Here is a 14,477-nt window from a genome sequence, read left to right on the forward strand (position 1 = left end):
CAGGAGACGCGAGGCAGCCCACGTCACGTCGTCTGCGGACAGCGAACCACCCTGCGAACCGATCTCCCCACCCCCGGACGAAAGCGAGCGACGCTCTTCATGGCCCATCCCCGGTGGCACCACATCCTCATGGAGTCCCAGCGTCACGCCCTCAAGGCGCTCGACGAATGGAACAGTTCCAGCGGCGACTACAGCGACTTCCTCACCCACATGCACAAGGCCTGGCACTACCTGCTCCACGCGGAGTTCCACAAGGCCAAGATCGACTACCACTACCGGGACGCCAAGACCGGCCGCCACCGGATGATCGACGGCGAACCCAAGGCCTGGGACCTCGAGAAGTGCTTGAAGGAGCGGTTTCCCAACAGCAGCGACATAGTGCGCCTCAACGCGGAGCTCTTCGTCGCCCTGCGCAACAAGGTGGAACACCGCTACGAGCACAACCTGAGGATCGCCACGGGCGGCAGGGCGCACGCCTACGTGATCAACTACGAGCAGGAGATGGCAGGTCATTTCGGCGCCGGCTATGGCCTCGCCGACCGGCTTCGCTTTCCGCTCTCCGTCCAGGCGCTGACCGCTGACGGATACGAGGAGATGCGGAAGGCCGCCAGGGAGCTGCCCAGGAAGACCCGTGACCTGGTGGCCAGGTACGAGGCGGGCATCGATCCGTCTGTCCTCGACGACCCCAGGTACGACTTCCGCGTACGGCTGGTGCCGATCACCGGCTCCAAGACGGACGCCGACTTGGCGGTCAACTTCGTCAAGCTCGATGACCTGAGCGAGGACGAGCGACGCACCATGGTGGAGGCTGGGCGGGATGGTTCCGTCATCACCAGGGACCGTCATGTCGAAGTGGCGGACCTGAACAGGATGCGCCCGGCGCAGGTCGCTGCCCGGGTCGAGGAGCAGTTGCCGTTCCGGTTCAGCGTGTACACCGAGCACGTGGAGATGTGGAAGCGGCTGAAGGTGCGTCCGGTCAAGGGTTCCGGCGACCCGTATGCCACCGATGCCAGGTACTGCACATACAACGAAGCCTTCAACGAATACGTCTACACCCAGGCATGGGCAAAGAAGATCGTCAAGGAGATCGGGACGGTGGAGAAGTACCGAGCCTTCTTCGGTAGGGAGCCGCGCAGGAAGGCGGGGGCCGCCGTGTCGAAGGAGGCGGCGTAGAAAGCGTCGCCTCCCGAGAGGATCGAAGGGGGAAGGGGTGGGACAGCAGTCACAGGAGCGGGCGACAAGCGTCAGAGTGGTTCGCCTTGTCTTCCCGACCTCACCGCCCCGACAGCAGAGCAGTTGGTAATCCCACCGGTTCGCACACAGAACCTTCACAGGTAGCCTTTGGTTGCAGGGGATTTGCAGTTGATGTCTGGCTTCCGGCCTGCTGTGCAGGCACTGCGATGGGCCGGTTGTGAAAAGTGGTGGGGGATGAGTGGATACGCCTTCGTTTGTCGCGCGGCGTTAAGTTGGGCGGGGCGATGATGGTCGAGGGCTGCCACGCCGAAGGCGGCGGCGCGCCAGGGGCTTTCGGCAGCGGCTCGTTGTCTGTGGCGGGTTCGGGTGATGCGTAAGACCGTTCCATGCCCGGGGGACTTCACAAGTGGGGCATCGGAACCTCTCTTTTGGGGACAGAGTGGATCATTCCTATCAGGTGTGGCAGGAAGTGCTTGCCGAAGAGTTCTTCGGACGGCAGCACGCCGGCCACCCGACGCTGTTCTACGTCGACGACGACGTGGAACAGGAGCTCAGGCACGGATACGGCATAGCGGAGCCCCTCGCCCAGTGCGTGGGCAAGTTCCTGCGGCTGGGGACCGCGGAACCGTACAGCGCGCTGGAGGACTACCGCTGGCGCAAGCGGCAGCAGGACAAGGATGGCGTGCCCGCCTTCCTGCCGCTTCTTGCCTGCTCGGTGATGGCCGCGTCCCGGATGGTGAACGACCGGAACCACCGGGCCACCGCCTACCACGCCCGCTTCTCTGAACTGCTGACCGGCGACGAGAAGCAATTGGGCAGCCACCACTACGAGCCCCTATCCCGCATGTGGCAGGTGCTGGCCTCCTGGCAGCACAGTCAGAAGGGCGCGCGGGGCCTCTGCACCATTCCCGCTCCCGCCGACCTGCCCTCCAACCGCAGCATGATTGGGTTCGCCCAGTCCCAGGCGCTCCTCAGCGGCGCGGACCGGTCCTTCATGCCGAAGTTCTTCCGGTCGTTGCGGGAGCACGGCACCACATGGCCGCTGCCGGGGGAGACGCTGCTGGCCCAGATCGAGATCCGGGGCATGGAGCGGCACTTCTCCAAGGGCTTCCGCAACGCTCTGCACGAGGAGGAGTTCCGCCCCCTCCTCGCCAAGCTGATCGCCAACTACGCCGCTGCCTGGGACGGTTCGGACGAGCTGGTGCCTACCGGTGTCACCCGAGCCGAACTCCTGGTGCGACTGGACGCGGGCCGTCTCAGCTGGGTGGCGCGCCTGCGGTCCGCGGAGCAGAAGAAGCGCATCGAGCTCAAGGGCGGCGTCGGCCTTGAGCAGCTTGGCGACACCGCCTACTACGAAGTGACGGGCCTGCCCGCCCCGAGCGCGGACACCCTCGCCAGGGGAATCCGCCGCGACGGGGACAACCTGGTGCTCAGCCGCCCCTCCTGCTCCGTCCTGGTGCTCGCACGGGACGACGTGCTCGGCGTCTGGGCCGGCACCGACGGCTTCCGCCCGGGAGAGGCACACGTGGTGCTCGCCGCCCCGACCGCGCAGCGGGACGTGCAGCGACTGCTGGACAAGGCCGCGACCACGGGCCGGAGCGCCGACACCAGCAAGCTGGCCTGGGTGCCCCAGGGCTGGACCCTGCACAAGCCCGTCACCTTCGACGACGCGGTCACCCTGCGCCGGGCGCTCCAGGAGGTCCAGGGCGCGGTCGGCCTCCTGCAGCCCCCGGCCCAGTTCAAGCTCCGTCTCGAGGGCGGACTGAAGCTCGCGCCTTCACTCGATCCCCAGTTGTACCTGCGGAGAGGCGAGCCCCAGGTGGTCCTCCCGGACGCCACGGAGGGCACGGGCACGCTTCTGATCGACGGAAAGGAGCGACCCGAGCTCAGGAAGGCGATCGCCGCGGGCCGCCCCGTCCCCCTGGCCGTGCTCCGGCTGGAGCCGGGCCGCCACACAGCGAGCTACGCAGGCGTGGAGATCGACTTCGCCACCGCGGACCAGGCCGTCGTCGAACCGAAGATGACCAAGGTCTGCGGCTTCGCCGTCATGGACGGCAAGGCCTCGGAGTCACCCTCCCTCCTCGTCGAGCAGACCCTGCCGACCGGCGTCACCGGCGCCGACTGTACGAGCGCCACTACCCAGGACGCGGCAGCCGTCTTGGAGCTGTGCCGTCGAGACGCGGACGAGGTGCTGTTCGCGGCGGCCGACGGACGGCTGTGGACGTTGGAGGCCCCGGAGCAACCGGACTGGTGGACGGAACGTCTCCCCGACACCCCCGCCCCGCTACGCTTCGAGGCCGACTTCCACGGCATCGGCGGCTGGCTCTTGGAGCGCCGGAGCGGACGCTGGAAGGGCCGCCCGGTGAACCCCGGAACCCCGAGGCCGAAGAGCGCCGGCAACCCGCGGGCCTGGGCCCGCGCCGTCATCAACGCCCAGCAGGCCTCCGTAGAACTCTCGTGGGCCGCGTACGTGCAGGCAGCGAAGGAGCTCGACCGATGACGGGACCGATGAGCAGCAACGAGGTCGGTGGGATCCTCCTGCGCTGGCTGAGCGAGAGCCGCAGCGGAAAGGCGTCCGCACTGCGCGACGGGGTCCGCAGCCAGGCTCACGCATGGGGCCTGGAGCTGAAGGAGTACGCCGACTGGGACTGGATGCGCAAGGCCGCCGCCCTCGGCTTCATCGACGTGGACCTGCGCGCCGACCGCTGGTCGGTGGCCCCGCCGGTACTGACCCGGCTGCCCCACGCCGACGGCCTCGCCTTGCTGACCGGTGCGCGCACCGCGCAGATCAGCACGCGCGTCGAGGAGGCGGCACAGGAGTGGATGGAACTGATCACCGTCCCTCACCGGCCGGAGGCCGGTGAGGCCCCGCTGCCCGACACCCTCCTGTGCCAGTACGAGGACCCGCGGACCCTGCAGGAAGCCGCAATGCTCCTCGGGGCTCGCTACGTTCCCTGCGCCGCCCTGCAGTTGATGGCGTTGCTTCCGCAGGCGGTGCCGGGCCCCGAGTCCGCACCGCCCGGTGGGAGCACCGCCAACACGCTGGAGAAGTACGAACTGCGCCTCCAGCGGTTCGTCCCCGTGGCAAGGGACGACGAGGACGGCCTGTACCGGTGGCGCGGAGCAGACTACGCACGCCTGACCCGGGTCCGCCGCAACGGCGTCTTCCATGCAGTGGAACGCGAGACGGGCATCTACCTGGAGCTCGCCCGCAACCGCACCGGCGCGATGCGCTGGCGGCCGGAATCCGGCAAGGGCCGCGCCGGCATCGGCCGACTCTTCGTCGATCGGTACGCGCCCCTGCCCGCCCTGCACGAGCGTGCGGCCGCCCTGTGCAGCGGCTTCCCGCCCTCGATGGGCAAGCAGGCGCAGACCCGCGCGTATGACAACGTGCCGAGGGCGCTCGCCGAAGCGATCGCGGCCTCGCTGCAGCAGAACCTGGAGACCATGCCGCGACCGGTGGCTGCCACCGGCAGGAGGATCAAGTGAGCGTCGAACAGCAGACAGCGGCGGTTACGAACACCGACGTCCAGGACGCCATGGGCACTTTCGACGACCTGCGCAGCGCGCTCTTCCGCTATTACGACACCCCGTTCAGCGTCGATGATCGTTCCGTCATGGAGGAACGGCGCAACCTGCTGGACCGGGACAACGGGGCCTGGCGCGACCCGCTGATCGAGCTGCGCCCGCAGTATGCCTCCCAGGGCGTCAGCATCGCGGAGTCCTTCGCCGAAGCAGGGGCGCATCCTGACGCGGCCGAGTTCGCCCGCTTCACGCTCCCTGGCGGCGTGACCAGCCTCTACCAGCATCAGCACGACGCGCTGGTCGCAGCCTGCGAGGGCAAGGACTTCGTGGTCACCGCAGGCACCGGCTCCGGCAAGACGGAGTCCTTCCTGCTGCCGGTCCTCGCCGACCTGGTCGCCGAGTCCGCCCACTGGCAAGGGACCCGCGCGGTGCAACGGGAATGGTGGCAGGAAGACGGCGACTACGTGCCCAGCCGACAGAGCGAGCACGGGCACCCTGCCGCTATGCGCGTGCTCATTCTCTACCCCACCAACGCACTCGCCGACGACCAGCTGGTCCGGCTCCGGAAGTCGCTGGACAGCCGCGAGGCCCACGCATGGCTGGACCGGAAGCGCAACGGACACCGCTTCTACTTCGGCCGCTACACCGGAGCCACCCCCGTCTCCGGCAGCCGCGATTCCGAGCCTGCGAACTCCCGTCTCCGGCAGTACCTGCGGGAAGTCCAGGAGCGGCAGCGCAAGGCCGATGAGAAGCTCACCGAGGAGCTGCAGCCCTTCATCCCGCGCCTCGGCGGAGCGGAGATGCACGCCCGCTGGGACATGCAAGCGGCGCCGCCAGACATCATGGTCACCAACTACTCGATGCTGAACATCATGCTGCTCCGCAAGCAGGAGGAGCACATCTTCCGCGCCACGAGGAAATGGCTGGAGGAGACCCCGGACGCCCGCGTCACCCTGATCCTCGACGAGCTCCACATGTACCGCGGCACGGCCGGCACCGAGGTGGCCTACCTGCTGCGCAACCTCCGCCACCGCCTCGGCCTCGACAAGAACCCGGAGAAGCTGCGTGTGCTCGCTGCCTCCGCCTCCCTGGAGGCCGGCCGGGACGACGAGTTCCTCGACGGGTTCTTTGCCCTGCCCGGCTCCCGGCGCGTGATCATTCCTGGAAAGGCGAAGGAGATCCGCGGCGAGGGCGACCTGGCCGCACACACCGAACGCCTCGTGCAAGCCGTGAAGGCCCCCATCGCCCAGGACCAAGCCGTCGCCCTGGCCCGGGAGACCGGCCTCGGCCCGGCGCTCCAGCGCGCCCTCACTCCCGGCGGCAAACCTCGTGCTCTACCCGCCCCCGAATTGGCAAAGAACCTCTTCCCGGACGTTCCCGAGGAACAGCGCCAGGACGCTCTGCACGGCGTTCTGCGCATACTCGGCTCCGCCCAGCACCCCGAACTTCCCCAGCTCCGTGCCCACTTCTTCTTCCGGAACATCGAGGGCATCTGGGCCTGCTCCGACCCGCAGTGCCCCGACATCCCCGTAGAGCACGGCCCCGACCGGCGGGTCGGCCGGCTCTTCGCCGAGCCCACCTCGCGCTGCGCCTGCGGAGCCCGCGTACTGGAGCTTCTCTCCTGCCAGGCCTGCGGCGACCTCATGCTCGGCGGGTACGCCAGCCCCAAGGACACTCAGCGGCGTAAGTTCACCGGTGCTCTCCACACCGACTTCCCGGACCTGGACCTGCTCCCCGACGAGGCCAGCGGCGCACCCACCGCGGCGAACTACGTCGTGTACTGGCCCCGCACCAAAGGCCTCGGCCTTGACGAACCCGGCTGGCACGCGGGCCTGTCCGACGGCGGGCCACAGGTGGAGTTCGAGTTCCGCCGCAGCGCCTATCAGCCTGCCACCGGCCGCCTGGAGAATCGGGACGTCCAGCACACCGGATGGTCGTTCCACATCTCCGTGCCCCTGGACATGGAGGGCAAGAAGCCGGCCTACGACCCGGCCCGGCTGCAGGCATTCCCCACCCGCTGCCCCGCCTGCGGCGACGACTGGGAGATCAAGTACGACAGGGACGGCCGTTTCATCCCACTGGAATCTCCTGACCGGCTACGCAACGCGCCGGTCCGTCGGATGCGCACCGGCTTCTACAAGATCAACCAGGTGCTGGTGACCGAAGCCCTCGGCCATCTTCCCGACGGCCGGCGCAAGGCGATCGCCTTCTCCGACAGCCGTGACGACGCCTCCGAGCTCGCCAGCGGCCTTGCCCTCCGCCACCACCAAGACCTCCTCCGCCTGCTCAGCGCCCAGGCCGTCGAGAACCAGGGGGATCCGTTCGGAGACCTTCAGTTGGTGAAGGGCCACTACGCCGGGCAAGCCGTCGACCGTAACGGTGCCCGTGCCGCCATGGAACGGTTGCGGGACCGCAACCCGGCGGACTGGGGGCGCCTGAAGGCGATCCTTGCCGACGACCTCGACGCCGAACCGGAACTCCTGCCCGACCTGGAGCGGAAGTTCTCCGAACTGCCCTCGCTGGACGACCTCGCCTCCGACCTCGAAGGCATGCTGCTGAAGTACGGTACCAACCCCGCCGGTCCCGCGGCCTCGCTCCAGCAGACCTCGGCCGGACAGCCCTGGACCGCGCTCTACAACTGGGAGCGGGACCAGGAGGCGGTGGCGGAGACCCAGGCACAGGAGGAACTGCTCAATCGCATCCGCTCCCGCCTCCGCCTCGAGACCATCGGAAGCCTCTTCTCCGGCGGTGGCCGTGACTTCGAATCGCTCGGACTCGGCTGGCTCTGCCTGCGCGACGACCGCTCGCCTGTGGAGATCGGTCCGGACAGTGATCAGGCCGTGGCCCGTGCCAGTCTGCGGATTCTCGGCTTGATGCGGCGCTTCACCCGGATACGTGCCTCTCTGCAGAGGCCGCCTGCGCCTCTGAAGCGTTTCTGGAAGCAGGTCGCCGAACGCCAGGGCACCGAATTGCAGACGGTTGAGGACCGGGTGCTCGGCGTCTGGAAGGACGCCGTGGTCGACTACGTCATCAAGCCGGAGAAGGTGGCGCTCCGCCCCGGCGAGAACAAGACCTGGACGTGCCGGTCCTGCCACCGGCCACACCTTCACCCGGGCGCGGGGGTGTGCACCAAATGCCTGACCCCGCTGCCAGCCGTGCCCCAGCAGTACAGCGGAGTCCTTGAAGACGACTACTACGCGTGGAAGGCCGCCCACCGCACCGGTGACTTCCCCCTGCGCACCGCAGAGCTGACCGGCCAGACGGACCGGTTGGAGGCCCAGCGTCGGCAGAGCCTCTTCCAGGACGTCTTCCTCGGCGACAACGACGTCCCGCAGGCGGACGGCCTGGAACTGCTCTCCGTGACCACGACCATGGAGGCCGGTGTCGACATCGGCCCCCTCAACACCGTGATCATGGCCAACATGCCGCCCACCCGCTTCAACTACCAGCAGCGGGTGGGGCGCGCAGGCCGACGCAACAGCCCGGTCGCCGTGGCCCTCACGGTCTGCCGCGGCCGCAGCCACGACGAGCACTACTTCGCCCGCCCGGAAGCCATCACCAACGACCCGACTCCGCCGCCCTACCTGGTCCTCGGCATGGTCTCCGTCTTCCGGCGGGTCCTGCTGGGAGAGGTCCTGCGCCAGGCATTCGAACCCCTGCAGCCGGAGGAGCGACGGAAGGGGCCGGACATGACGACCAACGTCCACGGACAGTTCGGTCTCGCCGCCGACTGGCCGACGCATCGCGGTGCCGTCCGCCGCTTTATCGCCGAGCACCCGGACCGCATCAGAGCCGCTGCCGCCGCCCTCCGGGCCGGGACACCGGAGAGCATCGCCGCCATCGATCCGGTGGCCGCCACCGACGAACTCCTCGGCCAAGTCGACGAGGTGGCAGCCCGGACGGTCGGCCACTCCGACCTCAGCCAGCGTCTGGCAGAGGCGGGTCTCCTGCCCATGTTCGGCTTCCCGACCCGCTCCCGCCTCCTCTACCGGAGCATCCCCCAGAAGACCTTCCCCTGGCCGCCGGCCGACTCCGTCAACCGCGATTTGGCGGTCGCACTCAGCAAGTTCGCTCCGGGCAGCGAAACCCCGCAGGACGGCCGTCTGCTCCGCTCCCGGGGAGTGGTCTCCCTTGTCCCGAGTGGTCGCGGAGTGCAGGCCGCTGAGGACCCGTTCGGACCGGAACAACTGGTCGCCATGTGCCGGATCTGCTCCCACGTGGACCCGCAGGCCGCTGTCGACCTGGAAACCGATAGCGCCGGCACCTGCCCTGCCTGCGGTGCGGAGAGCAAGTACTACAAGGCCGTTCCCTTCCGGGAGCCCGCAGGCTTCCGGGCTGCCCACGAAGCACGGGACTACGACGGCTACCGGGAGCTCGGCTCCAACGCCACCAGCGCACGGACCGCCACCGACCTGGAGAAGACCGCCCCACGCATCCACCGTGCCGCCGACGACTGGATGGTCGTCCACACCGGCAGCGGCGACCGCTACATCGTCAACACCAACGCCGGAAAGCTCTTCCGGTTCGTCAAAAATGGCGGCCCCTGGCGTGGATACGTTGCTCTGGACAGCCCCAAGGCGGAAGCCGACCTGGAGATCGCCCTCGGCGCCACCCAGCACACCGACATGCTCTTCATCGGCGCCAAGGGCGCCTTCGACGCGAGCCGGGGCCTCCGCTTCGACATCTCGAAGTCCCAGCAGATCGACGGTTTCCCCGAGGCCTACCACGGCCGGCGCGCCGCCTGGTACTCGCTGGCGGCCCTGCTGCGCCGTGCCGCCGCCCCGCACCTGGACGTGCAGCCAGAGGAACTCCTCAGCGGCATCCACGGCTCGGACGCCCCGGTGGCTGCTCCCGTCATGGCCTACCTGGCGGACAGCCTCGACAACGGCGCGGGCTTCAGCACCCACCTCGGTTCGGAGGAACACATCGAAGAGTTCCTCAAGGCGGTCGACCGGTACCTGCACGACCTCGAGACCGACCATCACGCGCAGAACTGCCGCAGCTCTTGCTACGCCTGCCTGCGCGACTACTCCAACATGCGCCTCCACCCGCTGTACGACTGGCGGCTCGCCCGCGACCTGACCGACGCCCTGCGCGGCCGGAAACTGCAGATCGACCCGGACGAACACGCCGTCCTGCTGAAGGGTTGGGCGGACGAGGAGCCCAACGTCAGCCTGAAGGAGACCGCTGCCGGACCGGTGGCGCTCTTCACATCGGACTTCACCGGCGAGCCCGTCGCGGTCGCCGTCAAACATCCGCTGGAGTCCGCCAGCGAGGAGTGCGGGAACGAGCGGCTCCGAGCCTTGCGTAACGAAGTCCGCACCAGTGGTCTCGCCATCAGGATCGCCTTCGCCGACTCCTACAGCCTGGACCGGACTCCTGCCGCGCTGATCGAGCAGGTGCACATCTTCGCGGAGGAGCTCTGATGACGGCAGGAAACCCACTGGGGGCGGGCCAGGACGAGCAGGCCCGCATGGAGGAGTTGCGGCAGCGCGAGATCGCCCGCCGCCTCGCCCTCCGCCAGGCCCGCACCCAGGGCCGGACCGCTGGGGAAGCGTTGCAGGCCGCGGACGCCGCCGACAGCCCTGCCCCGGTCGTTCCGCAGCAGAAGCAGCCTGAGCCGGAACCGGCCATGCCGCAGCCGATTCCCGAAGGATTCGCCGACCGGCAAGCCTGGGAGCGCGCCCGCTCCTTCGCCGAACTCATGCTGCCCGACGCGCTAGAGGCGGAGACCGGAACGCTCTCCGCGCAGATGCTGGCGCTGGCCGCGGCCGATGCAGCGTCCCGGCACGACGACCCGGTCAATGGCGTCTCCCTGCTCGTCATGGCACAGGATCACGGGCTGGACGTCTTCAACGGACGGCTCAACGACCGCGCCCACGCCCTGCTGGAGGACAAGCCTCTGCCGCTCCTGGGGGAGCCGGGCAGCATGTGGCAGATCTACCAGGACGACCGTCGCCTGATGGAGACCAATCTGCCGGCCCCTCGGCAGAGGGCGCTCCTGGCGAAGCTTCCCCGGCCGCTTCTCGACGACTACATCGACGAGGAATGGATCGGCGCGGTTCCCGAGCGGGACGGCACCTCCCGTGCCGCCTACTTCCGCGCGCGCCTGGACCCGGCGTCCCTCACTGACGAGGAGATGGACCTGTTGGCCTGGCCCCTGGAACGGGAGCGCCGGGAAGCCGGCCCGGAAACGGAACCCGGCCGTGACTGGCCGCAGGACTGGCGGCTGCTGGTGAGACTGCAGGCCAATGACGCCAAGGTCATCGCCGAGGAGTGGACCGACCTCCTGCCCCCGACGCAGAAGCTCCTCGACGCCCTACGCGAGGTGCGGCGAACCGGAGAGGTCCTGGACGACCTCGTCGCCGACGAGCGGCTGTGGGTTCTCCTTGAGCGGATCCACCCTCGAGTACTCAGCGCGAGCAACAGGAAATTCAACGGCTGGATCGGCGTCCGGACCCTGATCAGGGCTGTGCGGCAGATGCACCGTGCCCTCCTCGTCGGGGACGACGAGACGGTGGAGCAGCGGCGGAAGGCGGCGATGACCGTGGCCGCAAGGCTCCGGCACCACTCGCAGCCGGTGCGATGGGAGGCCCAGAACATCCAAGCCTACCTGCGCGCTGGCCAGGAGATGACGGAGTCCCTCAAACTCCTGGAGCAGGACGCCGAAGGCCGTCCTCCGGTGCGGGAGCAGCTCGGCGGAGGTGCCGTGGCCACGCTGCGGAAGAATTGGGGCTTCCTGGAGGACCGGACCCTCGGAGAACGCGATCAGCCGCTCAACCCCTATCTGGTACTCGGCGTTCCCGACAGGGCGGACGACTGGAAGAAGGTCTGGCGAGCCCTGAGGAAGGATCTCGATGACGGCGGCCGCGTCCGGATCAACCGCGCCAAGGACATGATCGAGAAGGCCGAGCGGGAGCAGCAGGAAGTACCCTGGTTCGCTGTCCCGATCGCCCCGCACCGCTGGAAGGACCCCACCGGTACGAGCCACCGGCTGGAACTCTTGCCCGAGCCTCTGCAGAGACTCACTGAGCCGCCCACGGACAGCGACCGCGAGTGGTCTCGTACCGAGGCGGCCCGAGAAATAATCGCCAGGGCGACAGAACACCTTTCCCCGGCTGCTGAAGACCCCGCAGCCCTTGAAGACCCAGAGAGCAGCGCATCGTGAGCAACGGAGCCGGTAGAGGCGACAGTGGTTCTGGCCCCCGTGACGAACCCCGGCCGCACCGGGGACGCGGGCCGAACAGTGGAAGCGTGCGGAATCGTGGGGAGCTCAGGGCGGCGGAGGCTGCTCCCTGGCGGTTTACCGAAAGTCACCTGCCCGAGCTCACCCCGGGGACCCTGGACGCCGCCGCGATCCTGAAGTCGGTCAACGAGACGCTCCTGCCGGTGGTGGAGAAGGAGTTGGAGGAGGCGGCGGAGAGACTGGAGGCAGCTCTGGCCGACAAGAAGACCGAGGCCGAGCTCGTCACCGCCTTCCGGGCCGAGCTGATGCGCCGAGTGCTTCCCCAGTTCACCGAAGCAGTGCGCAAGGGTGTGCTGGAGAGCATCCGCACGCGTCAGATGCACCTGGCCCAGATGGCCGTCCTGCACCGACAGGCGTTGGACGCGAAAACCATGAAGGCAGTGCTGACCCGCATAGATCACGAGGTGGCGAAGGCAGGTCTGCAGATCGTCGGCGACACGAGTGATCTGTCTCTGTTCAATGTCCTGGAAGATCAGTCCGGCACGGTGCAGCGGGCCCCGGTGACTTTCGAGCTCCTGGTGCCGGCCTATGTCGACAAGGAGTCAGGGAAGCTGGTCGAACGCGGCTGGCTGAGGGCGGTCACGGGCGAGCAACCGGTTCCTGCAGCGGGAATCAGCGATCCGGGTACGAAGCAAGCCGAGAATCCCGGTGCCTCGTCAAGCACAGAAGGCACGGCTCCGGCGCTGACCTACAGGCAGACGCTGCGCGCTGCAGTCGGCTGGCGAATCGGAATGACTTGGAGGGAACCGCGATGACTTTCGGTATCGACTTCGGCACCAGCAACTCCGTGGTGGCTCATTGGAACGGGCACAGCACCGAAGTGCTGCCGGTCGACGGCGACAACGTGCCCGCCCAGTGGCAGATGTCGGAGTTCGAGCAGCTCTTCCCCTCCGTGCTGTCCGTCCGGGACCTCCAGCGCACCCTGTGCTTCGGCTGGGAGGCGAAGACCGGTACCAGCGAGCCGCTCGACGCCGTGAAGCGCATGCTCGGCACACGCTCCGGTGCTGAGAAGGACGGCGGCATCGACGGCCTCGAGGTCGCAGCTCAGCTCGAGGAACACCACGTCTGGGTCGGCTCGGAGAAGTTCCACAGCACAGTCGCGGCCGCCTCCCTGTTCAGCCGGATGAAAGAAGGCGTCTCAACCCAGCTGCTCGACCTCTCCGACGCAGTTGTTACCGTCCCCGCGAATGCCACGGGCGGCGCTCGCTACCGCACTCGTGCCGCGGCAGCTCTCGGCGGAGTGAAGGTCCGTGCCCTACTCAACGAGCCCACCGCAGCTGCGATCTCCTACGCCCACGACGTACCGATCCCCGGCCGCTTCCTCGTCTTCGATTGGGGCGGCGGCACCATCGACGTTACCGTCCTCGAATACGACGACGGCCTCTTCGAGGAGCAGACCTCCCGCGGCATCACCGCCCTGGGAGGCTTGGAGTTCGACAACGCGCTGGCCCAGCTGATCCAGGAGAGGATCGGCCTGACCGCGGACCAGCTCACAAAGGCCGAACGACGCCGGTGGCGCCGGTCGGTTGAGTTGACGAAGATCGCCCTATCCTCCGTGCCGATGGACGGCGCGCTCTACTTCGACCTCCCGGTCGGCCTCGCCCCCTCGATCTCGAGGCGTGAGGTCAGGATCACCGCGGCTGAGTACACCGAGGCGATTGCCCCGCTCATTACGCGCGCCATGGTGCCGGTTCAAGAGGCACTGGAAGATCTGGCCCTCACCGCGGACGACATCGACTCGGTTCTGATGATCGGCGGCACCTCGCAGATCCCCCAGGTGCGTCAGGCTTTGGGCGAGCTCCTAGGCCACGACCGCATCGTCGACAGCGGACTGTGCCGGCCCATGACTGCTGTCGCCCGAGGCGCAGCCATCTACGGAGCCTCCCTCGACGGCGAGCTCGGCGACGACAGCGACTTTTCACTCGTGACCAGCTACGACCTGGGAACGGCCGTGAGCGCGGGCGAACAGAAGGGCTTCCGCGTCATCATCCAACGCAATGCCACGCTCCCCGCAGAGGGTTCGAGTAGCTTCTACCCGGACACGCCGGGCGCTTCCTTCGTGCGCGTGCCGGTGATCGAGGGCGAGGTCGGCTACCCGGCCGATAGCGGCCGTGCCTTCCCTCTGGCCAACATTGAGGTGGCACTTCCGACCCGCGAGCAGGACATCCGCCGGAATAAGATCGAGATCAGGTTTCGCTACAACGAGAGCGGCATCCTGCGCTTCACCGCCACCCACGTGGAGACCGGCGTGGTGCTAGTCGAGCGCGAGATCGACTCATTCGGCCCTGACGGCACTCCACTGCAGCACGGCCTCGACGATGCGCTGACCCGCCTTTTGGCCCACACTGTCCGCCCGTTCGCCGACGCCTCCTCCAGCGTCCAACACCTCTCGGCAGCCGAGGCGGCCAATGCCCGCCCCGCACCGATTGATATGTCCGTGCGCGTGGTGGAGTCCGATCCTGCCGTGACCGTCAACGGCGAGCCGCAGGAGGTGGTGACGGGGGGACTTTGA

Annotated in this window: 7 protein-coding genes; all 7 read left to right on the plus strand. The window is 68.2% G+C overall.

From position 1 onward, the window contains the following. The first annotated feature begins 129 nt into the window (after positions 1–129). Positions 130–1,173: a DUF3644 domain-containing protein gene (locus tag ACZ7MY_RS22280; protein ID WP_499603988.1), complete on the plus strand. Its 1,044-nt coding sequence runs from the start codon at positions 130–132 to the stop codon at positions 1,171–1,173. A gap of 490 nt (positions 1,174–1,663) precedes the next feature. Beyond that, complete coding sequence (locus ACZ7MY_RS22285; protein WP_499603990.1) at positions 1,664–3,694, plus strand: hypothetical protein; 2,031 nt, start codon at positions 1,664–1,666, stop codon at positions 3,692–3,694. Next, the gene (locus ACZ7MY_RS22290) at positions 3,691–4,683 is read left to right on the plus strand and encodes a hypothetical protein (protein ID WP_499603992.1); all 993 of its coding nucleotides are present in this window, start codon (positions 3,691–3,693) and stop codon (positions 4,681–4,683) included. Before ACZ7MY_RS22285 ends, ACZ7MY_RS22290 begins: the two co-directional genes overlap by 4 nt. Further along, positions 4,680–10,145: a DEAD/DEAH box helicase gene (locus tag ACZ7MY_RS22295; RefSeq protein WP_499603994.1), complete on the plus strand. Its 5,466-nt coding sequence runs from the start codon at positions 4,680–4,682 to the stop codon at positions 10,143–10,145. The genes ACZ7MY_RS22290 and ACZ7MY_RS22295 overlap by 4 nt, the downstream gene beginning before the upstream one ends. After that, positions 10,145–11,887 (plus strand): hypothetical protein, encoded by a 1,743-nt coding sequence (locus tag ACZ7MY_RS22300; protein ID WP_499603995.1) that lies wholly within the window; start codon positions 10,145–10,147, stop codon positions 11,885–11,887. The genes ACZ7MY_RS22295 and ACZ7MY_RS22300 overlap by 1 nt, the downstream gene beginning before the upstream one ends. A gap of 86 nt (positions 11,888–11,973) precedes the next feature. After that, the gene (locus ACZ7MY_RS22305; RefSeq protein ID WP_499603996.1) at positions 11,974–12,720 is read left to right on the plus strand and encodes a hypothetical protein; all 747 of its coding nucleotides are present in this window, start codon (positions 11,974–11,976) and stop codon (positions 12,718–12,720) included. Then, positions 12,717–14,477, plus strand: a complete 1,761-nt coding sequence (locus ACZ7MY_RS22310; protein WP_499603998.1) for an Hsp70 family protein — start codon at positions 12,717–12,719, stop codon at positions 14,475–14,477. The genes ACZ7MY_RS22305 and ACZ7MY_RS22310 overlap by 4 nt, the downstream gene beginning before the upstream one ends.

The sequence above is a fragment of the Streptomyces sp. NPDC111520 genome (assembly GCF_055635295.1).